19 protein-coding genes and 2 riboswitches are annotated in these 22,711 nt (G+C 38.3%); of the genes, 4 read left to right on the forward strand and 15 right to left on the reverse strand.

The genetic code is table 11. The annotated features are described in order from the left end of the window. Positions 1-33: 33 nt before the first annotated feature. From ACAN52_RS15135 to ACAN52_RS15150, 4 genes are all read right to left on the reverse strand, one after another. Positions 34-1,338 carry an RNA-binding domain-containing protein gene (locus tag ACAN52_RS15135; protein ID WP_378955753.1) on the reverse strand — a complete coding sequence of 435 codons (1,305 nt, stop codon included), beginning with the start codon at positions 1,336-1,338 and terminating at the stop codon, positions 34-36. Positions 1,339-1,578: 240 nt separating this feature from the next. Next, complete coding sequence (locus tag ACAN52_RS15140) at positions 1,579-2,172, reverse strand: manganese catalase family protein (RefSeq protein WP_378955754.1); 594 nt, start codon at positions 2,170-2,172, stop codon at positions 1,579-1,581. Positions 2,173-2,188: 16 nt separating this feature from the next. Continuing rightward, the gene (locus tag ACAN52_RS15145) at positions 2,189-2,446 is read right to left on the reverse strand and encodes a spore coat protein CotJB (RefSeq protein ID WP_378955755.1); all 258 of its coding nucleotides are present in this window, start codon (positions 2,444-2,446) and stop codon (positions 2,189-2,191) included. A gap of 18 nt (positions 2,447-2,464) precedes the next feature. Then, a complete protein-coding gene (locus tag ACAN52_RS15150) occupies positions 2,465-2,656 on the reverse strand; it encodes a spore coat associated protein CotJA (protein ID WP_378955756.1) in 192 nt (63 codons plus the stop codon). A gap of 190 nt (positions 2,657-2,846) precedes the next feature. Between ACAN52_RS15150 and ACAN52_RS15155 the strand changes: the two genes are divergently transcribed. Next, entirely contained in the window at positions 2,847-4,880 is a 2,034-nt protein-coding gene (locus ACAN52_RS15155) for a methyl-accepting chemotaxis protein (protein ID WP_378955757.1), read from the forward strand. A gap of 179 nt (positions 4,881-5,059) precedes the next feature. On the opposite strand, the gene ACAN52_RS15160 is transcribed toward ACAN52_RS15155, so the two are convergent. Beyond that, a complete protein-coding gene (locus tag ACAN52_RS15160) occupies positions 5,060-6,238 on the reverse strand; it encodes an FtsW/RodA/SpoVE family cell cycle protein (RefSeq protein ID WP_378955758.1) in 1,179 nt (392 codons plus the stop codon). A 135-nt stretch (positions 6,239-6,373) separates the two neighbouring features. Between ACAN52_RS15160 and ACAN52_RS15165 the strand changes: the two genes are divergently transcribed. After that, positions 6,374-7,336 carry a YncE family protein gene (locus tag ACAN52_RS15165; RefSeq protein ID WP_378955759.1) on the forward strand — a complete coding sequence of 321 codons (963 nt, stop codon included), beginning with the start codon at positions 6,374-6,376 and terminating at the stop codon, positions 7,334-7,336. A 57-nt stretch (positions 7,337-7,393) separates the two neighbouring features. On the opposite strand, the gene ACAN52_RS15170 is transcribed toward ACAN52_RS15165, so the two are convergent. From ACAN52_RS15170 to ACAN52_RS15185, 4 genes are all read right to left on the reverse strand, one after another. Beyond that, the gene (locus ACAN52_RS15170; protein ID WP_378955760.1) at positions 7,394-8,536 is read right to left on the reverse strand and encodes a DUF2935 domain-containing protein; all 1,143 of its coding nucleotides are present in this window, start codon (positions 8,534-8,536) and stop codon (positions 7,394-7,396) included. 84 nt (positions 8,537-8,620) lie between these two features. Continuing rightward, on the reverse strand, positions 8,621-9,322 hold the full coding sequence (trmB, locus tag ACAN52_RS15175; RefSeq protein ID WP_378955762.1) for a tRNA (guanosine(46)-N7)-methyltransferase TrmB: 702 nt from the start codon (positions 9,320-9,322) through the stop codon (positions 8,621-8,623). Between the two features lie 24 nt (positions 9,323-9,346). Beyond that, complete coding sequence (locus ACAN52_RS15180) at positions 9,347-11,251, reverse strand: sigma 54-interacting transcriptional regulator (protein WP_378955763.1); 1,905 nt, start codon at positions 11,249-11,251, stop codon at positions 9,347-9,349. A 265-nt stretch (positions 11,252-11,516) separates the two neighbouring features. Continuing rightward, positions 11,517-13,322: a heme NO-binding domain-containing protein gene (locus ACAN52_RS15185; RefSeq protein WP_378955764.1), complete on the reverse strand. Its 1,806-nt coding sequence runs from the start codon at positions 13,320-13,322 to the stop codon at positions 11,517-11,519. Positions 13,323-13,666: 344 nt separating this feature from the next. Here ACAN52_RS15185 and ACAN52_RS15190 point away from each other — a divergent pair, with 344 nt between their 5' ends. Further along, positions 13,667-14,338 carry a nitrite reductase gene (locus tag ACAN52_RS15190; RefSeq protein ID WP_378955765.1) on the forward strand — a complete coding sequence of 224 codons (672 nt, stop codon included), beginning with the start codon at positions 13,667-13,669 and terminating at the stop codon, positions 14,336-14,338. A gap of 23 nt (positions 14,339-14,361) precedes the next feature. Here ACAN52_RS15190 and ACAN52_RS15195 read toward each other — a convergent pair whose 3' ends face one another. The 3 genes from ACAN52_RS15195 to ACAN52_RS15205 all read right to left on the reverse strand — a co-directional run bounded on the left by ACAN52_RS15195 (position 14,362) and on the right by ACAN52_RS15205 (position 17,048). Beyond that, positions 14,362-14,619 (reverse strand): SemiSWEET family sugar transporter, encoded by a 258-nt coding sequence (locus ACAN52_RS15195; protein WP_378955848.1) that lies wholly within the window; start codon positions 14,617-14,619, stop codon positions 14,362-14,364. A 317-nt stretch (positions 14,620-14,936) separates the two neighbouring features. Further along, positions 14,937-16,301 carry a triphosphoribosyl-dephospho-CoA synthase CitG gene (citG, locus tag ACAN52_RS15200; protein WP_378955766.1) on the reverse strand — a complete coding sequence of 455 codons (1,365 nt, stop codon included), beginning with the start codon at positions 16,299-16,301 and terminating at the stop codon, positions 14,937-14,939. A 21-nt stretch (positions 16,302-16,322) separates the two neighbouring features. Further along, positions 16,323-17,048: a nuclease-related domain-containing protein gene (locus tag ACAN52_RS15205; protein WP_378955767.1), complete on the reverse strand. Its 726-nt coding sequence runs from the start codon at positions 17,046-17,048 to the stop codon at positions 16,323-16,325. A gap of 251 nt (positions 17,049-17,299) precedes the next feature. On the opposite strand from ACAN52_RS15205, the gene fliW reads away from it, so the two are divergent. Next, positions 17,300-17,755 carry a flagellar assembly protein FliW gene (fliW, locus tag ACAN52_RS15210; RefSeq protein WP_378955768.1) on the forward strand — a complete coding sequence of 152 codons (456 nt, stop codon included), beginning with the start codon at positions 17,300-17,302 and terminating at the stop codon, positions 17,753-17,755. A gap of 58 nt (positions 17,756-17,813) precedes the next feature. Here fliW and ACAN52_RS15215 read toward each other — a convergent pair whose 3' ends face one another. The 3 genes from ACAN52_RS15215 to ACAN52_RS15225 all read right to left on the reverse strand — a co-directional run bounded on the left by ACAN52_RS15215 (position 17,814) and on the right by ACAN52_RS15225 (position 22,637). Further along, positions 17,814-18,980 (reverse strand): ABC transporter substrate-binding protein, encoded by a 1,167-nt coding sequence (locus tag ACAN52_RS15215; protein WP_378955769.1) that lies wholly within the window; start codon positions 18,978-18,980, stop codon positions 17,814-17,816. 188 nt (positions 18,981-19,168) lie between these two features. Continuing rightward, positions 19,169-19,270, reverse strand: a riboswitch (glycine riboswitch). A 6-nt stretch (positions 19,271-19,276) separates the two neighbouring features. Then, positions 19,277-19,356: riboswitch (glycine riboswitch) on the reverse strand. 175 nt (positions 19,357-19,531) lie between these two features. After that, positions 19,532-20,275, reverse strand: coding sequence for a beta-ketoacyl-ACP reductase (locus ACAN52_RS15220; protein ID WP_378955770.1), 744 nt, complete (start codon positions 20,273-20,275; stop codon positions 19,532-19,534). A 271-nt stretch (positions 20,276-20,546) separates the two neighbouring features. Beyond that, complete coding sequence (locus ACAN52_RS15225) at positions 20,547-22,637, reverse strand: sigma 54-interacting transcriptional regulator (RefSeq protein ID WP_378955771.1); 2,091 nt, start codon at positions 22,635-22,637, stop codon at positions 20,547-20,549. Between the last annotated feature and the right edge of the window lie 74 nt (positions 22,638-22,711).

Genomic DNA, 22,711 nt, shown 5'->3' on the forward strand with positions numbered 1-22,711 from the left:
GCAACTGGTTCTCAAATGCCTTTTGCAATATCTCTATTTTTCATCCTGTGCAACCTGCACATATTTTGTTTTTTTACCGCTACCAACTGCTTTTAATGCTTTCTTGTCGACTAATTGTTTTAATAACCTACCAGCCATCGTTTGTGAAATGGATAATACATTTTCAACATCTTTTCTTATTATGGCATCTTTATGTTCTAAAATCTCCAATATGACTTTTTCATTATCGCTAAATACCATTTTTTGTGAGCGCATATTTCTATTTGGCAGAACGATTTTAAATGCATTATCCGATGATTCTATCTGTGGTTTGTCCTTGCTATCCTTATAGCTATCTATCATTTTTTGTATGCCAGTTCCATACGCTTCAATTAGTTTCAACCGATAAAATACTGCTGCTAATTTTTCATTACGACACTGGGATACACCAAATAAAATATCATTCATCGTAATCCCTTTCACTAAACCGCCAAGGGATATAAATTCAATTCTATCATCAAATATACTGATAAGCGTACTGCCACTAAAGGAGTATTCCCTATGAACAAGAGCATTCAAAAGAGCTTCCCGCAAAGCCTCTTCCGGATAATCCCGGTAATCGATGCGATGTAACTTTGAGAATTCAGCTCTTGTTTTATTATACAAATCAATATAATTGTAAGCTTCATTCATTTGTCTTAAAATAGAACCGCTAAATTCCCGTCTATCTTTAAATACTGATTTTGTTGTACCTTCAAAAGAAGCCGCCTTAATTGTATGTACACACTGATCTGACAATAACAACCCTAAATTTGTATAGATATGTTCCGTGTTAACCAATCCTAGCGTCATCATCTGATTTTCACCAAATGCAATCGTTCTATTCTTAAATTCATCAATTGTCGATCCAAATGTCAAGTCCTGATTTAGCGAACGCATATCTTCAAAAGTATCACCATCCGTTTCCTTTATCATGAGCCGGATAGCACTCTCAGATGCCGGAACAGAGGAGGAACCTTGCCTTACATATACTCCTTCAGGGCGTAGTCCTTTTTTAGCGATATAATACGGACAATGCATACCTTTTTGTACTGTGATCTTTACAACATCTTTTCCATCCATTATTTCATTAGAATACCTAACAAACATTGTAACATCGGGTTTAATGGAGTCTCTAATCATATTAGAAACTTGCAGAGACGTTTCATCGCTATTACTTATACCAACGATTTTACCATCATCGGCTATACCTATATATAAAATACCACCCTCGCTATTAGCAAAAGCTACAATTTCTTTTTTAATATCCTCAACTACAATTTCTTTGAATTCAACCATGGGTCCTTCTAAAACTGCCATTTGAACCCTCCTCATTTTATTGCTAGTATTATTCTATCACATTCTAACACTTTCTAACCACTAACTTTGTTAGAATAGTGTTAGAATTTATTTTCTACACGATTTTAACTGGTCAATCCTATGTTGCTATTCACAATATCGTATCACACATTATAAAATTGTTAAGAAATTGCCTAACTCATAGAAAAAGACATCTGAAAATCCAGTGTTCAACTGGCTCTCAGATGCCTTTTTCATTCTCTACTCCTTCATTTCACATCCACACCACATATTGCTCTTACTCATATGTTCTTGCACCGTATTGAGCATTTCGCCAAAGCGCTGAAAATGTACGACTTCACGTTGCCACAAAAAGCGTAATGTATCTTTTACACATGGATCATCAGTCAACTGAATCAGATGCTCATACGTTACCCGTGCTTTTTGCTCTGCTGCCATATCTTCTGTTAAATCCGCAATCGGGTCTCCAAGACAGGCAATATAGGACGCGCACCAAGGTACGCCATTGGCATCTGTCCAAAATAGACCATGATTATGCTGAGCATATTGTCCGCCCCAGCCAGCTTCTTCATAGTCTTTAGGCGTAGCTCCATCCACTAATTTATAGACCATGGCTGCTATCATTTCCATGTGAGCGAGTTCTTCTGTGCCGATATCTGTTAATAGCGCTTTAGCTTGCCCCGTAGGCATGGAGTACCGTTGATTCAAATAGCGAAGAGATGCTCCGAGTTCCCCATCTGGGCCACCGTATTGGGTAATCACTAACTTCGCAAACTTTAGATCAGGATAGCTGACCATAACAGGATGTTGCAATGCTTTTTCATATATCCACATTTTCACATGCCTCCATCTATAATTGCCATGGCCATGGTTCTTCTACCCATTGCCACGTCTCTTTTGCATATCCACCCATACCAAAATTCAAAAGGGGTCCGAATTCGCTTACATAAGCTTGCTTATATTTTTGCAACATTTCAACTGCACAATTAAAATCATTGAGGGCATCTTCATCACAAACATGTGTATCTAAATATAAATTAAGCTCTAATGCAACAAATTGCATCTCCTGCACTTTTATGAGCATATCCATTTGTTGGTCACATTTCATTCTTTTCACCTCCTATATTCATCTTGGTGGCATATAAACTCCATATAATTCAGGGAATAAGGTTCCCTTCATCAGTGCTTCTTGTGGACTAAATGCCGCATCATAATACTGCCACGGAACATAAGCATGAGCTAATTGCATAGGGCTACCATCAATATCTCCTTGTGGCATCCACATTTGTTTTTGGGTTTTACCTAGCTTGTTTTTCACGGTTTCATCCTCCTCTCACTTGACTTAATCTATTTTATGTAATGATTATTATCTATGTTACTTTCTACAAAAAAAATCCAATTAGTAAATTACTCAATAATCTGAGTATTGATATCGTTTTTTGCAGGATTTTATCAATTCATAGGAGAAAATACCAATAATAAAACGATTGCTTTTGGGGGGGATTAAAATGAAAGTAAATACTATACAGACTAAATTACTGCTTAGCTTTCTACCACTGTTTCTAATTTCTTTCCTATTTTTATCAGGCACCAGTTATTATTTTTCCCAGAAAGCGCTCTCTCAAAGTGTTGATGATGTTGCCATGGCAGTGGGTAAGGACTATGCCAATCGGATAAAATATGATATTAGTGAAATAGTACTTCAATTAGAAGGTCTAGCCCATATTCCAGCGATTCAAGAAGGTAAAGATCGAAATGCGATTATCGCAGGATTAGCAGAAGGGAAAAAAGGTATTGATAAACTTGATACCCTTACCTATATTTCCCTTAATGGTTCAGCAGTCCGTTATGATGGCTCAACGGTTCAACTAGCAGATCGAGAATACTTTATCAAAGCTGTACAAACTAAAAAAGTAGTGACATCAGATATAATCATTTCCAGAGGCACTGGTAAAGCTTCCTTCAATATTGCTGTACCTGTACTGCAAAATGGTCAGGTGACTGGAGTCCTCACTGGACCATGTTCTCTGGATCGTTTAACGGAAATCGTCAAAACGATAAAGTTTTTGGATACAGGATATGGATTTATTGTCGATGATTCAGGAGTTATATTAGCTCATCCTCGCTTACCTGACCTGATTGGCAAACTCAATCTCACAGAAAAAAAGATCAATCCAGAGCTAAAGCTTCAAGCTAGCGAATTAGATGATAATTTAGTCCAATTATTTAAGGAAAATGTAAGTTCAGGAATACAGACACGAGGACAATATAATTTTGTTGATGGTGTAACTCGCGTCTCAGTTTTTACTCCGATTGATCTTCCTGGAGGTAAACGCTGGGTTATGATGGTCACAGCTCCCAAAGAAGAGACAACTCGAGCAACAACAACATTATTCTGGACCATGATTTCGATCTCTTTACTCTGTATTTTTATTTCTGTCGTCTTTATTATCTTTTTGAGCAAACGATTTGCCAGTCCTATCAAATTGATTCGCGATGAATGTCTGCTCGTAACACAAGGAGATTTACGTGCCCGTGGAGCCAAGATTAAATCTAAAGATGAAATCGGTCAATTGGTAAAAGGATTTAGTGAGATGAAAACGGGTCTACGCGCATTGATTACCAAAGTCTTATCTCAGGCAGAACAAGTAGCAGCATCGAGTGAAGAATTAACGGCTCATGCCGAACAATCGGCCCAAGCCATCAACCAAGTAGCCAACTCAATTACAGAGATTGCCCACGGCACAGAAGAACAAGCGATATCTGCAAATCGAATTACAAAGATGGCAGATGAAATATCGGGACAGACGAGGCAGGTTTTCCAGGTGGCGCATAAGGTAGGAGAAATTGCTCAGCATACTTCTCAGCAAGCTGAGCAAGGACGACAAATGGTTGAAAAGGCCATTGACCAGATGCAGCAAATCGGACAAGGGTCAGCAAAGATCGAAAATGCAATTGCTGGGCTTGCTCAAGAATCAGGTAAAATCAATGAAATCGTAAATTTGATTTCTTCCATTGCAGGCCAAACCAATTTGTTGGCTCTTAATGCCGCGATTGAAGCGGCACGGGCTGGTGAACAAGGTCGCGGTTTCGCCGTTGTTGCAGACGAAGTGCGCAAGCTTGCTGAGGGATCCAATCAAGCTGCGCAACAAATCAGCAGCTTGATACAACAAAACCAACTCAATATGGATCAGGCCGTCGCTGCAACTCGTTCTGGAACAGAAGGAATTAAGTCGGGCGTTGAAATGGTCAATTCGGCAGGAGAACTCTTTAGTAAAATTGCCGGTGCTATTCTTCATCTCTCAGAGCAGATTCAAGAGATTGCTAAATCCATCGACCAAATGGCGACCTCTAATCAATCTTTAGCAAATTCGATTCAAGAAATCGGTGTTGTAAGCCAAAAGAATGCCGCAGAATCTCAGACTGTATCTGCAGCCACAGAGCAACAGTCAGCGTCAATGCAGGAAATAGTTTCTTCAAGTCACAATCTTGCAATGCTTGCAGCTGAACTACGAGAAGCTGTCGTAAAATTTGAAATCTAACGCTCCTCTTGAAATAAAAATTAATATATGTAAAGTAAAAGAAGGCGCAGCGCGCCTTCTTTTTTTTGTAGGTTCCTATCATTTTTCAGCATCCCATCGAATATATCTTACTTTACAAGAGAAAATCTGATTAGCCAACTCTTGGCTAATCAGATAAAACATATCTATGTTCACAAATTTTATTTGACTCGACTTAGTGTTCTTGCTTGTCTCGCTAACTTCAAGCGAGTGTTACGACTATTATCAGGTGCAGATTGAGATTCTCCTGGCACAAAGATCGCCGCTTGCCTTCCAACATTGATCAAGATGCCAATGGCCGTCAAATTTACAATGAGTGCTGTACCGCCAAAACTGATAAAGGGAAGAGGTACACCAACTACAGGAATTAGACCTGATACCATTGCCATATTAATAATAGCCTGTCCCACAATTAAAATGACTGTGCCGATCGCTAACATCTTACCAAATCCATCAGGTGCCTTCAAAGCGATCCTAATACCATAATAAGCAAACGTAGAGAGTAAAAATAAAATGATGATCACACCAAAAAAGCCCATTTCTTGGCAGAGTACTGCAAAGGCAAAATCGGTATGACCTTCAGGCAAATAATAAAACTTACTGGCTCCCATACCAAGACCAGTGCCAAAGAAACCACCTGAACCAATTGCTAAAAGCCCTTGCACAGATTGATACCCAATTCCTTCGCGATACGCCCAAGGATTAAGCCATGCATAAATTCGTTCAGCTCGATATGTCGCCGTTAAGGCAGCATAGATAAATAAAAGGCTGCCTCCTCCTAACAAGACAAATAATTGTTGTTTAGGCAATCCAGCAATCAGATATAACATGAGGCATACACCAATAATAATGACTGCGGTTCCCATATCAGGTTGCTTATACACAATGCCCGCCAATATCACTGTAACATAAAAAGGCGTTGACAATAAGGTGACCCTACGACCATAGTCAATGATTGGCCCTAAATAACCAGCCGTAATCATAAGCCCTGTCAATTTGGCAAGTTCAGATGGTTGAAATTGAAAACCAAGATTAACCCAGCGTTTCGCACCATTAATCATAATACCATGTGTATGTACCGCCACCAATAAACCGATTGTTAGGATCATCAGCAGGGAAATTAACTTTTTCAATTTGCGATAATCAATGCGGCTCATAATAAACAGGGCGATCATACCAATACCAAACATCATCATATGCCTTTTCAAATAATAATAGCTATCATGCATGGTCTGGCCGCTTTCTACAAAACTAGCACTAAAAATATTGACTGTACCAATCATAAATAATAGCAGGGTGGTATATAGAATGGCTTCCATGTTGCTCATCCAAAATCTCATATTATTTCTCCTTTACTTATCCCTTGCTCTATTATACCAAAAATAAATAAACTCTTCTAATAACCAATTCATTAATCTAAGAATATAATATAAAGCAATGAGCACGATAAGCTCCGATAAAACCGAGGTGATGATATGGATATTCAGCCTTATCAATTACTAGTTATCGATGATACGACCCATGCTTTACTCCTTGTTGACGGCCCAAATGGAGAGATTCTTGCCGAAATTCCTTATCCGCCAGAATATACTCCCACGGAATTATTACTGGCACCTGATCAAGCCAAAGCATATATACCTGCAGTTGGAAAGAATGGCAGTGGTGCTCTCTTCATTGCGAATCTTAGCCAACGATCAATATACCGTCTGCCTGTTAAAATACCTGCACCGACACAATTCACCCTCTCCCCAGATGGAAGCTATGCCTATTTTTCTGTTCCAGATGGTATGATCTACGCTCTTGATATCGCGACTATGTCTCTTAAGAACTGGGGCAATCCTGCGAAAGCTGCCTGTGTAGGCCTTGCAGCGGATGACAAAGCTGTATATAGCGTCTGGGAACATAATGATCAAGGTTCACTCGCAGTATTTGATCATCAGGGCCAATTTATGAGCGAACATAATCTAACAGGCATCCCAACTAACATCACACTGGATTGCCATGGGCATATTTTTATCCCTTTCACAACAACTCATTTCACCATCGAAGGAGTGATATGCTTTAATCGAGACATACAAGATGATAACACCCCTATTGTGATCACTGCTGAGCGTTGCATCTATCCCTATAGCACGAGTCCATCCCCTGCTTACCCTTCTCATGTTGCGACTTCTCCTGACGAAACCATTGCTTACGTTGTCAACGAAGAAAATTCTTCGATCACTGTCATTGATAGCGATAGTGCCGCAATTATCCGCCATATGGAACTAAGCCGTTCCATATCATGCTTACACATTTTACCTGGTGGTGACTTTGCCATTGCGACCAGCCATATTTTTTCAGATTTAAGCTTAATTGACCTACGCAATGGTCGCCTATTATCAAGCACGAACACTCAACGAGAACTTCTGGGCTACTTAGCGATCCTCCGACCCTAATTTCATCTACAAAAACAAGAACTTGGCGCTGTACCAAGTTCTTGTTTGTAGAATGATTTATTCACCTTTTTTTCCCAGTTGCCGTGGCCATTTACCACTCCACTTGTATTTAGTCTCACTACTTGGCGGCTCTGGCGTATGATCCACTTCTGAAATTATGCTGCTCTTTACTTCAGAAATACTCTGTTTTGACTCGTTATGAACTTTATTCTTATGATCGATTTTATCTTGAATCATTGACTCGATATCTAATTCATCGTCAGATAGCAGTTCCTCTGTTTCTTCGTCATCATATTTTTCTCGTTCTGGTTTCATCACCTTAAAGATTTTGCATGGCTCATGTAGATCTTGTATGGGTATGATGTCCTCATCCTCTTCCATTGCTGCCATTGCCATATTTTTCGTAATGCCTTTTTCAAGCATGACCATAATCATAAGAAAATGATCCGCCTCGCGACGCACATGATCAGCGAGCAGCGCTGGAATAAGGCCAACTAACCTACACTCTTCAATCATTTCCTCCGCAGCTCGTTTAAAATCTCTAAGACGGAGGGTTGCCGCCCGCGCATCCTGAATAAATCTTTTAAAAGATGCAACTTCAGAATATCCTTGTAGCATGCTGGAAAAATCTCGCCCTTGCAAAAAGAGATTATCAAATTCTTCAGAGAAAGCATTGGCTGTTGTGATTAAATTACATTCTGACGGATCTAAAAGATGACTCATAAATTTGGCATGATCAGCCATGATTCGTAGCCAAAATCCTGTTTCTTGCGCTTTGGTTCCTCCAGTGACAAGAGCTTTACCATTTTTATTCTTGTCTAAAAGACGAATAACGTATTCAGCTTCGCGGGCCATATGGTCGAGAAGTAAGGGGAAATTATACCCTCCCAGTTTACACTCAAGCATCATATGCAGCAGTTTTCGCTTAAAACTATAGAATTCTCTTACAAGGGTCTGAGTATCATTAACCAATTCCGTAAATTTTTTGTCATTTTGCACTCGTTCAGCACGCAGGCGCAAAGACTCAAATTCTTGTTCGAAAGCTTGCGCTTCATCAATAAATTCAGTTTGATCACAGGGCAGTCCAGATTTAATAAATAAAGCATGTTCTTCCATAATTCGGAGCCAAAATTTTACTTCCTCTAAATTTAGTGGTTCCAAAGGTTCAGGAACCATGTAAGACATTTGTCGACGCGGCATAGCAACACTCTCCCTCTTTGATCCCACAGAGTTTAGTACAGTATATGCCGCATTTTCAAATAGTGTTATAAAAAATACTTCTTTTTAAGAAAATTTTATTTCACAGCGATTTATTTTTGTCCCCATACCGCTAAATTTAGTTTCGTATTCAGTCATGATATTATTGATGTCATTATTACTATGCAAATCAAAAGTCACTTTATCTAAAGTTAAATGACTCTCAGCAAATTGTTCCAAAGAAAAATCAAAAAGGATTCGATTATCAGTTTTAAAGAAGATCTCGCCGCCTTCGGCTAAGACAATTCGATATTTTTCTAAGAAATCAGTGTGCGTTAAACGTCTTTTTGCATGCCGTACTTTCGGCCATGGATCACAAAAGTTAATATATAACCGATTGATTTCCCCTGCTGCAAAAATTTCCATTAAATGATTAACATCAAATACTAACAATTTTACATTTGTTAATTTTTTCTCTCGTACTTTTTGTGCAACGTAGTATAAAACATCCTGCTGGGCTTCAATACCAACAAAATTAATTTCAGGATGCCTTTCAGCCATTTCGCTGATAAATTTACCTTTACCAGTTCCGAGTTCTACATGTAAGGGTGCCTGGCGTCCAAAAATTTCGTGCCAATGTCCCTTCATCCGTTGCCCAACTTTTTGTAATTCATCATTTAGATTTGCCTCTGCCCCTAAAGTCTTGGCGCATAGTAAATCTTTTATTAATACAATATCACGGTAGTCTTCCAGTTCTGCACTGACCCATGGTTTTTTCCTCAAACGCATATGATAATCCATCCTATATCTTTATTATTCTTTATCTAAACCAAACTTTTTCAAATATCTATATAAAGTTACACGGCTGACATCCAGCATATTTGCTAGGCGGCTAATATTCCCTCCTGCAACTTTCCAGGCCTCAACAAATACTTCCTTGTCTTCTTTCCAAGCGATACCAATACCAGTTTCACCAAGCAAACTAATATCTTGGGCGCTAATTTTGGTACCAGCTGTATTAAAAAAGGCTTGCTCGACAACACCTTGCAATTGCTTGATATTTCCCGGCCATTCGTAAGACATTAATAATTCGACGGCTTCTGGAAGTAATTCTTTGATTTCCATATTGTGCTGCTCAGCTAATTCACCAATGATATGCTCAGCCAGTAAGGGCACATCTTCACGGCGAGCTCGTAAAAGTGGAATTCGAATGGTACTCTTCGAAACAATGTTATAGAGTTGAGAGGAAAATACTCCTTTTTCCGTCAAACGTTTCAAATCACTGTCACAGGCGGCAATAATCCGAATATCAAAATCACGCTTTACACTTTCACCTTCGCGGCATAACTCTCGTGTTTTTAATGCTTCAGCTAATTTTGCGGCCACATGAAGAGGCACCTTCTCGATCTCATCTAAAAATAAAGTTCCCCCATTTGCTAATTCGATTTTTCCTGGGCGACTTTCATCTCGATTTTCACTGGTTCCAAATAGCTCATCTTCAAGTACTTCTGGCGGTATATCACCACACTTCAAAGAGATAAGGGGCCCTGCCGCTCGTATGCTCGCTTGATGAATCGCATGAGCTAACCGCTGCTTACCTGTACCTGGTTCACCTTGAAGAAGCAAGTGATTACCATTGCGAGCAACACGACCTGCTTTTTCTTGCATCGCAGTAAATACAGGTGTATTTCCTACCATACTCGACAAGCTATATCGCGCTTTATATCCTACAGCATGAGCAACAAGCGTCCGTAAATCTTCAATCGGCAAAGACACAGTCACGACACTTGTGACTACTTTTTCATTTTCTAAAGGTACAACAGTCGTGATATCTTCGTATGTTTTACGAGAAGTAATCCACGTTACCTCTTTGTTATAAGATGGAACACCTTTAAAGCCTTTATAGATAGGCGTATGTCGATAATTGAGCACCACATCATTTAAATTAGCGTGCCCTCCATTGGTAGCGACTGCATCAATCCCTGCGAGACGACTTTGTCCCAATCGATTACTATAAACCACTTCTCCACCTGGCATGATGTGATACACGGCAAAAGGAACTGAATCTAAGATAGCATGCCGCGCTTCTAACTGAGCCACCATTGTTAAATGCTGCTCCATAGCATATTTAATGCTTAATAGTAAGGATACAATTGCACTGTATGGTAATTTATCCTGCTGGACTGAAACAATTGTCACAATGTACACAAGTTGTCCATCAACAATAATCGGTACAGAACAAGCATCCCCATCTTGACACTCTCGAATCCACATCTCTGCCCCAAATAGCAAGAAAGGAATTTTATGTTCATAAGCAATACTAATGCTTGATGTTCCAATATCCTCCTCGGCCAATCGCGCTCCCTCTAACTCACCGGAATTCTTTTGAAAAAAAGGCAAAGCATAATTTTTAAGTACATAACACTCATTATCTAATAATAATAAGCTTAGATTATATACATTAAAAAATTCTCGTGTTTGATTGTAAGATCCATTTAAATACTCAATAGCCTTTTCATGCAAATATTGACGCCGCATCAATTCAGGTTTATCAAGTGTAACAAGTGATGGCATTTTCTCAGATAAAACCCCCAAATCTCGGCTTTTTTGCCATGATTGGGCTACCCAAGGATGAACATTAGGATCAAGTACACCTTGACTTGTAAATTTTTGATAATAGTTTTCAAGTTTATCTTTATTGCGTGGTTCGCGAATCATATACGTCCTCCATCTATCTTATCTATTGTGATCACTCTATATTCACTGTCTGAATAGGAAAATGATATCATAAATCCAACAAAAATCCACAATTATTTAATAATATTATGACCATTTTATTTTTTTATAAAAAATAATTGTCTATACCAAATCTTAATCTTTCTTATTTCGAACCTAAAAATGGATCTCCTCTTTTGCTTTCGCAAAAAATTGAGTAGGTAAGCTTGTTGCCTACCTACTCAATCACTGTAATCATCCAAAATCATCAAGTACGATACTGATTGACATCTTCACCGAAATGTCCAATGACCACCTTAAAGTCACGTATTTTTTCCATCATATCTTGCAATCTATCATTATAGACCTGTACGGAAGCACTGACTTCTTCGCTTGCTGCTGAATTTTCTTGTGAAATAGCAGCTAAAGATTCAATCTTACCATAGACATGAGTGAGGCCTGTCATTTCATGCTCTAATTTTTCAATCATGTCCACAATATTATCGGCTACATGATGCACATTATCCACATGTTTAGTATTACTTGCCACGACCTCATTAAGTTGGCGGCTTTCAATGGCAAGAACGTCATATTCTTCCTCAATCATTGCTACGACACCGCTAATAATATCCATTAGTATTTTTAAATCACTGGTAATGCTATCAGAATGATGATGAGATTGTTCGGCCAGCTTACGTACCTCTTCAGCAACCACAGCAAAACCTCTGCCTTGTTCTCCAGCACGCGCTGCCTCGATGGCAGCATTTAGAGCTAAAAGATTGGTTTGTCCAGCAATGGCTGCTACCATACCTGTAATCTCAGTGATTTTGGTAGCTTGCGCTTGTAAGTTTACTGCAGAATTTTTGACATTAGCAAAGCTTTCTAGACTGTGTTCTAATTTAGTGCCAGAAGCTTGTACTTCACCAAAGCCACGATTAATTTCCGCAACCGCTGCTTCTAGCTGGGCTTTATTGCGATTTTGTTCTACAACGACAGTCTTTAATGTTCTCAAATTACCATTTAAAATACTCACTGCTTCTGTCGTTTCTTCAGCTTGATTGCTAGCCGCCATTGCCACATCATAAACGACCCCAGAAATCCCACGAGAGGTTTCAGTCATACGGTCAGCTAATAAATTAAAATTATCCGCGTACTTATTCATTTCATCTGCGGTGCCTTTGAAACCTACAAATTCACGTTTCAAACGTTTTTTATATTGAAATAAATGCTCCATAACATCTTCATAATGGTCATTCGTTTCTAGCTTAGTTTCCATAAAATATTTTCTTTCTTGAATATCCTTTATTTCATCTCGAATGGCCGCAACAGGTCTTAGTAAAATCTTTGAGCAAAAGGCAGCAAGACCTCCACTAATTAGCGCTGACCACAAAGGAATGCTTGCACCCACTAAGGATAAGCCACCATTTATGATCAATGTTAGTAGAGTGACCGCTATACCAATTTTAGTCGATACGTTCTTAATCACACCAAAAGATAGCAGTTTATTGATCCGATATATTTTAGTATATGTAATGGGTTGTGGAAACTTTATTTTAATTTTCATATGTTCAGCCGAAGTCTCGATCGTCTCGGTTTGAATATTCTCTTTGAAATGCTCAGCCGCCCCAGCAAGCAAACCCTTAAAATAACCGAACATCCCCCGTTTCGAGCGATAGCTAAGAACGGCCTCATATTCGGAAATTGGCTCAATTAACAGTTCTGGTGGATTGGCACCCGGTATCCGTTTGACAACAACAACATGTACATCATACATCGACCGAAAAAAAGAATATAAATTCTCTTGTTGAAAGAATGCTGGATATACAGAAAAGAAAGTTTTAACATTATCTTTACCAATAATTAACCATATTTCATCTTCCGTTTTTCCCAATGACTTCGCCAAAAAAGCGATAAATGTTTTTACCTCAGCATCATCAATATCTTCGGTTGGCATAATAATCCGATTTTTATCCCAACCAGCATGTTCCATGGCTTTTGCCAGTAGCTCTGGCCCCCATATATTACGGGTGGTTCCTACCCATGTAGCTACAACTGTTCCTTTAATAACCCTCACCCCATTTTCAATTATATAAATAATATCATGATTTAATTACCAGAATTATACTTTATCATAGGAAATTGTACTTTATCTTACAAATCATCATTCTTCAACATTCTTCAACACCCTAATCATAAAATCCTTCTAATCATCAAGTATTATTCTTAAATAATATATCTTACATTTATCTCATTCATTAGATTCATTTTTTATATTTTTTAAATACACTATAACTGATTTATCCATTTGCAAAATTTTTATATTATACCATTTCATTATGTGATCTTCCTCACAGACACACATAATCTCTTCTTGGTAAGATAGCTGAAGTGTATCAATTTCTTTAAGGAGGATCTCTTATGACATTACCATTATCCGGTATTCCTTTCTTAAACAAGAGAATTAAATTTCCCGTTACCCCCCATATTGTTGGTGGATTAACGACTTCAAAACAACTTCGCGAAATTGCCGATCTTGCTGATCAGTATGACGGTTCACTAAAGATTGTCGGCAATACCATTACCATCATGGGTCTCACCTTAGCTGATGGAGAAAAAGTCATTGCAGAACTTGGTTGTAAAAGTGAATCCTTTATCGCCAAAGCTGTACGTTCTGTTTCTTTTTGTCCTGGCAAGCCATCCTGCCCCCGCGCTTTACAAGATAGCACCGCCTTAGGACTAGAGCTTGATGAAGAGTTCTTCGGTCAAGAATTGCCAGGTAAGCTACGTATCGCGGTCAGCGGTTGCCCTAACTGTTGCGTAGAACCCCTCGTCAAAGATATTGGCATGTATGGCACAGCGAAAGGCTATACCTTAGCTGTTGGCGGCAGTTCTGGATTCAAAGCTCAAATCGCTAAGGTAGTTGGGGAAAAAATTCCTGCGGCAGAAATCCCTTCAATTATCCGTTCGATCTTGGCATACTACCGTGCCCAAGGAAAATCAAAAGAACGCTTAGGTCAAACGATTGATCGTTTAGGTTGGACTGAGTTTATAGAAAAAACCATACCAAGTCAATATTTACATTCTAAATAGATAGCCAAAAAGCACTTGTAATATTACGAGTGCTTTTTTTTGCAATGATTATTATATTTTACCCCAAACAAGATATTCACTGACACGAAGGTTACGATATTGGCAACGAGCAAGGAGATACTATTAATATAGTATCCATATACTAACCACAGGAATACACCACCAATCATCATCACGAGCCATGTCCAAGACAAGTCATCTGTTGATTTGCTTTTTACTGTTTTAATGACCTGTGGGAAAAAAGCACATGTCGTCAAGATACCAGCGATCATTCCAATCATTTCAACCAACCGCAGAACCTCCTTTTTAGCGATAAGTATAAAAAAAGCTTGTCTTACGCCAAGCCTTAGTCATTCGTACTTACAATTCATAAAATGAACTATCTTTTGATTATACAAAAAAAATCTCGCTTATGCGAGACTTATTACTATTAATTCGGGGCAACGGAGCTCCCCCAACATCAATCAGCGTCCACCCTAACTCTGACCGATTATTAACTCCGTTGCTTCAAGAATTAGTATATCATAAAACTCATGACTATAAAAGGGAAAATAAACTTTTTTTACTAAATATTCAATATTTTTCTTTCTATTATCCTTTATAATCGATGTAAAAACCACGTCACTGCCAGTAAATCCGCGACACCACCCGGGCTAACATTATGAGCTATAAATTCAAAGTCTAGCTCCTCGCACTTTTTCTTTCCCTCAACAGTTTCCATGCCCCCAGCTGCCAACACATTTTGAACCTGCTGACGTACCCAAATGCGCATTTTATTCGGATCATGTCGATGCATCACCGTTGTATCATCAACACAAGTCATCAAAATTAATAAAGTCTGTACGAGGGCATCATTGATTGATAGCCCTTTATTCAGCCCTTGACGCAGAGCAGGTAATGCCTTATTCCTTACAGCAGGCAGACCATCTTCTAGCTCACCACGAATCCCCGTAATACCATATTGAATATATAGCTTCTCTCCTGCAGTCAGCATGGTTGCCTCTTTATTCGCTGCACACATCAGTTCTTTCTCTACAATTCCTGCCACCATCTGCCTGGTACTCCGCAGTACGCTTTCTGCTGTCACTAGACATTTCTGACCACTAAGCCAGCCTGCTACCCCTGCCATAATTCCTAGCAGAAAAATTAATCCTTTTTGAGTATTGATGCCATTTGTAGCGGCTAACATCGCTTTCTCGCCTTCTAAGCCAACAATTCGCAAAACCGGTAATAAGGATTCGATACTGCCCTCATGAATCATACCCGCCTGAGCGCATCGAGCCATGGGCATGACAAGAGCGGCTGAACTTGCCATGAAGCTATAAAAATCCATATCCTGATGAGCACCTGAATTGACCCGATCAACTAGACCAGGCGCAGGTGTGCATGTTACTTCATAGAGCATGGCTTCAACAGCTAATGTTCCTAATTTTTCAGCGACTGAACTGACCAATCGGGTCTCATAAGCTCGAAAATGATTGAGCATTTTCGCGACTGCCAATTGTATATCTTCCTGTGTATGTTTTTGTTCACGCATACACATTACAGTCTCACAACCACAGACAAAACATCCACGGCTTTGCCCTTGATCTTGACGAGATAAAAGTTGGCCAAATCCATCAAATACATCAATATCTAACAAACGAGCAAAAGGATATTCTTCTTCAATCTCCACCGTAATCTTTTTAATAAACGATCCTATATCCGTTGCTGCCAACAAGGCCTCAGGACCAGTCACTGCATTGACTTGTTCTTCACCAATGACGTTAAGCCGCCTTCTAACGGTTTGTACAGCATAATCTCTAAGCCTTCTCAGGATAGGCAGATCCTTCACAGGACCTGGCATATTGATTGTAATACTAACGAGAGCCGTTGCATACTTTTTTCTAAAATCTTTTTGCCTATTATAGCGAGCCTCTTTCCCGGCTAATATATCTTCTAATGTAATCTGCGGGTTTATCATATCCACACTCCATCTAACTCTCTACTTCTTTTGCACCGATGATATCATTTCAACCACTTTAGCAATTAATGTCTTATTCAAATATTGTCGATTTTTACATGTCAAAATATAATGGTTTAGTCTTTTTGCTGGGAAAATGATTGGAATACTACTGTTTTGAACATTTACATTCACATCTTCATTGGTAAATAATATTATACCTTCAACCCATACATTAATTCCATTCTCTTTTAAAAATTTTGATAATTTATAAACTTGCCCTTTCACTTGCTTCACTGGATTATTCATTTTTTTTGAATAACGGCCGCCACCTCGACCGACTTTAAGTTGCGTCCATTCTGAGGCTTCCGCATCACCAACGATCTTGCCATTATGATTTTTAACTTCAACAATATAAATGCCTTTCATTCCTACAATAATTAAGTCTGTTTCTTGACTATAATTTTGATATGAAATGGTGACATTCGTGAATACATGATAACCTTCAGGAAGTTTTAAAGCCTGAGCTAGCCCCAAATTTTCACCTTTAGCACCAAAGCGAAAAATAACACCTCGCTTAACAAAATAACTTGCAAGTACCATAAACATCATAATCGGCAAAAAATAGTACCACTTATTCACTTGAATTTGTTGGACAAAGATAATATAAAATGAAGTGATGACCAACACAAAAAAAATTAAACCAGCAATTAAATTTCGATTCGCTTTACCACCTAAGTTATTTCTTCCTTTGTGAAAATTAGCCATATTATTCTCCTAAGTTCTTTAAACTTTCCCCACACTCATCATTTATCATTATTTATTATTAATTCTGCCCAAAATCAAAAAAACCTCCATAAAATACAATATTCTCTTTTTTATATTTTAAGAATATTGCATTTATTTCGAAAATGCAAAAGGTTTTTTGATGTTTATGTCGAAGGCTGTCATTAATTAAGATAATTTGAGTCGATTCTATTGATTCTAATGTAATTAAATTAAAAAGGGGCGATGTGAAAATGATCATTCAATCTACACGTTTTGGCGAGTTAGATGTCATGGACACGGACATTATCAAATTCCCTCAAGGTTTACTTGGTTTTCCAGAGGAAAATGCCTTTGTTCTGATCCCCCACCACTCTGATAGCCCATTTGTTTTCTTACAATCAGTCTCAGAACCTAATCTCACATTTATCATGTTGGAAACTTTAAATATCTCAAATGAATATGAATTTTTACTGGATGATGCAGTTCTTGAAGAGTTACATTTATCACCTGATAATCCTCCCCTAGTCTATAACATTGTAACGACGGCAGAAAAAGAAGATGATATGACCGTTAATCTTTTAGCGCCTATTATTATCGATACGAAGCAACGCCTAGCAAAGCAAACTGTTTTAGAAAAAGTCCCTTACCAGACTCGCCATCGTATTTTTCCTGAAGGAACATTAAAGAAAATGAAAGAACTCCAATAAAAAATAAATGGGGTCAGGTTTGACTTGCTTCACAAATCAAACCTGACCCCATATTCCTTTATGGCTTAACAGTCGCCTTAAACATTTGTTTACCATCTTTCATTTCAATAATCACTGCATTTTTTACAGCGTCATGACTTTCATTGAGAGTCGTGGCTCCTGTAATTGCAGGATAATCTTTAGTTGCTGCTAACGCTTCACGAATTTTTTCTGGTTCAACACTATTAGCACGTTTGATGGCATCAATGAGTATGTTCGTTCCATCATAACTAAGTACAGCCATGGCATCTGGCGCTTGTCCATACTCTTGCTTGTAGGCTGCTACAAAAGCTTGTGAAGTTGCACTCGTATCATCCACTGCGTAATGGTTCGTAAAATAAGTATTGTTGAGGGATGCTGGACCTGCAATTTCAACTAGTTTAGGTGAATCCCAACCATCTCCACCAACGATTGGTGCTGTAATACCAAGTTCACGTGCCTGTTTTACAATTTTACCAACTTCTTCATAATAACCTGGAAGATAAATGACTTCAGGATTTAAGGCTTTCACTTTTGTCAAAATGGTTTTAAAATCTTGATCTTTTTGTAAGTAAGCTTCTTCCGCTAAAACACTGCCACCGCCTTTAGCAAATGCATCTTTAAAGAACGAAGCTAAGCCTTTACTATAATCACTACTGCTATCAACGAGCATAACAGCTTTATTAAGTTTCAATGTATTGAGTACAAAATTTGCTCCAACAGTTCCTTGGAAAGGATCAATAAAACATACACGGAAAGTATAATTCTTTACTTTACCAGTTTTTTCATCCACAGTAACCTTTGGATTGGTAGCACCGATTGCCATATAAGGAAGTTTGCTTGCTTCAGCTACGCTAGAAGTAGCAATGGCATTAGAGCTGGAAAAAATACCAGTTACAGCAACGACTCTATCTTGCGTCGCAAGTTTAGTCATCGCATTAGCTGATTCAGAAGGCTCACTTTTATTATCTGCAATGACGGCCTGAAGTTGTTTACCAAGTACGCCGCCTTTCGCATTTGCTTCTTTGATTGCCATCTTTGCTCCATTAGCGGAAGATGTGCCAAACGTTGCATTACCACCAGTCATTTCATTCAAAACACCAATTTTAATATCTTTGGAAGCGGAATTTCCGCACCCAGCTAACACACCAGTCATTAATAAGGCTACCATTGCTAAGACAACTAATTTCAAATTTCCTTTACTCATTCGAAAAATCTCTCCTTTTTTTTGCATTACACGAATTGCATTGATTTTCATCCTTCGACGTACTCTCCCGCTCCCGTACAAAATAAAAGAGCCAAATCACATCATGATTTGACTCTGGATAAACAAATAGGAAACACCAGCAGGTGTTTTCTGCATCACAATAGAAAAATAGCTATTCTTCTATCATGATTTTTGTCTCTGTCCTTTTGCCTGAGAGCTTTGCCAACAAAATAATTTTGTTGTATTTCACCTTCGGCGCCCTATGTGAGGGTCTCTCCAGAGTTCTGTCCATGTACGGTTTCTACTCGGTAATTCGAGTGCCTGAGAGTGTTATTCCTTCGGCGGGCCATTACAGCCTCTCTCCCGTAAACTTCATCCAGATAAACATATGTAGTTTTAGAAAGTACTTTTAAAGCAGTTTCTATTATAAAACAATGTATTGAATTATTCAATGGTAATTATGAAAGTTATTTATTTTTTTTATTTGACCGTATACAAAGGACCTTCCAGATCATCTGGAAGGTCCTGGTGAACATTCACTTTTAATTCAATTATAAAGTGCAAGCACCATCTACACTTAATACTGTTCCATTGATGTACTTAGCATCATCTGACGCCAAGAAGGCAAAAGCTGCTGCAATTTCTTCAGGCTCACCCAAACGTCCTGCAGGAACTTTAACTAAAATCCGATCTTGTAATACTTGCTCAGGAATCTTTTTCACCATATCTGTACCAATAAAACCAGGTGCAACACAATTGAAACGCAAACCAGATTTGGCCATTTCTTTTGCCCATGATTTGGTCATTCCAATTACGCCCCACTTAGTCGCTGCATAATTAGTTTGTCCCATGTTGCCATAAATACCAACTACAGAAGATGAAGTTAACACAACACCTGATTTTTGTTCCAACATAAATGGTAATACTGCAGAAGTACAATTAAATACACCAGTAAGATTTACGGAAATAACTGCATCCCAAGCATCTTTTGTCATTTTCTTCATCATGGCATCTTTTGTGATTCCTGCATTATTAATTAAAACATCAATTTTGCCAAAAGTTTCAATGGCTTTATCAATCATGTTCTTGACACTCTCTGGGCAAGACACGTCAACTTGAACATAAACTGCAGATGATCCTTTTTCTTCTACTTCTTTTACAGTCCCTGAACCATCAGCAAAATCAGCGACAACAATCTTGGCACCTTCTTCTGCAAATCTAAGAGCAGTACATTTGCCAATCCCATTAGCCGAACCAGTAATTAAAACAACTTTATCTTTTAAACCTCTCATCATAAAAACCCCTTCCATTCTATAATCTGTAATCCTGTACCTTAAACTTATGCAAATTTTATGCCAATATTTTTTTTAGCAATAAAGACTGACAAACTCAATCATTATCATCAATCGACTGTCTACTCTTTTTTATGCAACTTGATAACGTACTTAAGAATAGACAATACTTGTGTAGTATATTAGACACTTTAAAAAGATCCCTACAAATGATTTAGAGTTTAAATGATAAAGCACTCGTCGAGTTATCAACGAGTGCAGATTGATTTTTTAGTTACTGAATGTTATATTTCTTCATTTTTTGATAAAAACCAGATCGATGAATACCTAAGATTTTGGCAGCTTCACTCTTATTGCCCCCTGCAGTTTCCAATGCTTTTAAAATGGCTTGCCGCTCTGCATCGCCCATCATTCCAGCTAAGTTGTCTGCGCTGTCTACTTGGCTCTTTGCTTTGTTAATTTTTCTGAGCGCAGGTGCTAAATGTTCAGGTACAATAAAGACTTCATCCTCATCGATTAAATTGACTGCTCTTTCCAGTATATTTTCTAGTTCTCTTACATTTCCTGGCCAATTATAGTTCATCAGGAGTTGCAGAGTCGCTACCGATACCCCTTCGACACAATGTTGTACCTGTCGATTGATTTTCTTTAACAATACATTGCATAACATAGGAATATCCTCTGTCCGTTCCCGTAGTGGAGGAATATTAAGAGATACAATATTTAAGCGATAATATAAGTCTTGACGAAATTTTCCTTCCTCAATCATTTTTTCTAAATCTCGGTTAGTCGCTGCGATAATCCGTAAATCTAGCTTTAATGTTTTAGTTCCGCCGACACGCTCAAACTCTCTTTCTTGCAATACACGCAGCATCTTAGCTTGCATGGAAAGAGGCATATCACCAATCTCATCTAAGAAGATCGTCCCACCATTTGCCAGTTCAAACCGACCTGGTTTGCCGCCTTTTTTAGCACCAGAAAAAGCCCCTTCGTCATAGCCAAACAATTCCGATTCCAAAAGATTATCAGGTACTGCCGCACAATTGACTTTAATAAATGGGCCATTATGTCTTAAACTATCATTATGAATGGCATGAGCAAATAATTCTTTGCCAGTCCCACTTTCCCCTAAAATTAGAACAGTAGAATTACCTTTCGCTGCCTTAGCCCCAATGGCTTTCGTCCACTGCATCTTTTCACTCTCACCAATAATCGTATCAAAGGTATGCTTACCACCATACACTTTTCGTAGTTCTTCTTTATAATACTCTAATTCAAACTGCAACTTATTTAATTTAATTGAAAGTATTTTTAAATCTTTAACGTCTTTAAAAATAACCTTGCCTACAGCTCCAACGAGTTTTCCCTCTTTAATAATCGGAATTCGAGTCACTACACAATTATGCTCATTTATTCTTTGAATATCTGTTACTTCTGCTTTGCCGCCTTGTGCTACAACATGCATTCGAGTATTGGGGATAACATCTGCTACATAGCTCCCTACAACTTTCCCAGCTTCAACGCCAAGAAAATCACAATAAGATTGATTGATCATAGTGATAATGCCCTTTTCATCAACAATAACAATTCCTTCAAAAATACTTTCAATTGCTGATTCCAGGGTACTTTTTAAGTTTTTTACATTTTCTAGTTCGGCAGCCACTGCTTGCAATTCAGTAATATCTTGAAATACAGCAACAGCCCCCATAATTCCATTTGCATTACGAATGGGGGAACGATTGGTAATAATATGACAACGTCCAATGTTTTGCTGTTGATTCAGCTCTGCCACACCCGTTTCCATGACACGAATCAATCCTGTATTGGGTACAACATCATTAATATAGTGCCCAATCACAGCATCAGCAGTCAAACCAGTCAGAAGTTCTGCTGCCGCATTAAATAAGACAACAATTCCTTCAAGATTGATTGCAATAACCCCATTATAAACGCCATTAAGCACAGATTGCATTTCTGTAATCAACGATAATGATTCTTTTGATAGGGCCTTTCTCACCTCAACCGTTTTTAATATCCCAACAAGACTATTTTCTTCATTAAAGACTGGAAAAAAATCATAGTCATCTATCTTAATTTGTTCCTCTAATTCCTTAATTGTCATTGAAGGAGTTAGAGCAATCCACTTATTCTCCATCACATCTTGAACTTGCACTTCATGTCCACTTTCCATGGATAAAGCTTTAATAAATTCATTTTTACCCATACAACCGATTAATTGCCCTTCACGATTGACCACAAAAGCCTCATCAGCACTTGCTTCCTGCAAACGAATGGCAACTTCTTTCATCGTTATCGTTGGTAAAACCATCACTATGTTTGTATTCATTAAATTTTTTACCCGCATTCTCTACCTCCATATCCTTACTCTTTAGTTTTATTAGACACTCATCCTCAGATACCTCTTATTTTATGTCGATT

The organism is Pelosinus sp. sgz500959 (assembly GCF_042610375.1).
In the GTDB taxonomy this organism is placed as follows: Bacteria; Bacillota; Negativicutes; order DSM-13327; family DSM-13327; genus CTSoil-075.

Coding starts and splice junctions, on each gene's coding strand:
- ACAN52_RS15180 (WP_378955763.1), bottom strand. CDS start 11,251: ATGATTCGCGAACCACGCAATAAAGATAAACTTGAAAACTATTATCAA.
- ACAN52_RS15220 (WP_378955770.1), bottom strand. CDS start 20,275: ATGATGAGAGGTTTAAAAGATAAAGTTGTTTTAATTACTGGTTCGGCT.
- trmB (WP_378955762.1), bottom strand. CDS start 9,322: ATGCGTTTGAGGAAAAAACCATGGGTCAGTGCAGAACTGGAAGACTAC.
- ACAN52_RS15160 (WP_378955758.1), bottom strand. CDS start 6,238: ATGAGATTTTGGATGAGCAACATGGAAGCCATTCTATATACCACCCTG.
- ACAN52_RS15165 (WP_378955759.1), top strand. CDS start 6,374: ATGGATATTCAGCCTTATCAATTACTAGTTATCGATGATACGACCCAT.
- ACAN52_RS15135 (WP_378955753.1), bottom strand. CDS start 1,338: ATGGCAGTTTTAGAAGGACCCATGGTTGAATTCAAAGAAATTGTAGTT.
- ACAN52_RS15155 (WP_378955757.1), top strand. CDS start 2,847: ATGAAAGTAAATACTATACAGACTAAATTACTGCTTAGCTTTCTACCA.
- ACAN52_RS15170 (WP_378955760.1), bottom strand. CDS start 8,536: ATGCCGCGTCGACAAATGTCTTACATGGTTCCTGAACCTTTGGAACCA.
- ACAN52_RS15140 (WP_378955754.1), bottom strand. CDS start 2,172: ATGTGGATATATGAAAAAGCATTGCAACATCCTGTTATGGTCAGCTAT.
- fliW (WP_378955768.1), top strand. CDS start 17,300: ATGATCATTCAATCTACACGTTTTGGCGAGTTAGATGTCATGGACACG.
- ACAN52_RS15215 (WP_378955769.1), bottom strand. CDS start 18,980: ATGAGTAAAGGAAATTTGAAATTAGTTGTCTTAGCAATGGTAGCCTTA.
- ACAN52_RS15225 (WP_378955771.1), bottom strand. CDS start 22,637: ATGCGGGTAAAAAATTTAATGAATACAAACATAGTGATGGTTTTACCA.
- ACAN52_RS15145 (WP_378955755.1), bottom strand. CDS start 2,446: ATGAAATGTGACCAACAAATGGATATGCTCATAAAAGTGCAGGAGATG.
- ACAN52_RS15205 (WP_378955767.1), bottom strand. CDS start 17,048: ATGGCTAATTTTCACAAAGGAAGAAATAACTTAGGTGGTAAAGCGAAT.
- ACAN52_RS15195 (WP_378955848.1), bottom strand. CDS start 14,619: ATGATTGGAATGATCGCTGGTATCTTGACGACATGTGCTTTTTTCCCA.
- citG (WP_378955766.1), bottom strand. CDS start 16,301: ATGATAAACCCGCAGATTACATTAGAAGATATATTAGCCGGGAAAGAG.
- ACAN52_RS15190 (WP_378955765.1), top strand. CDS start 13,667: ATGACATTACCATTATCCGGTATTCCTTTCTTAAACAAGAGAATTAAA.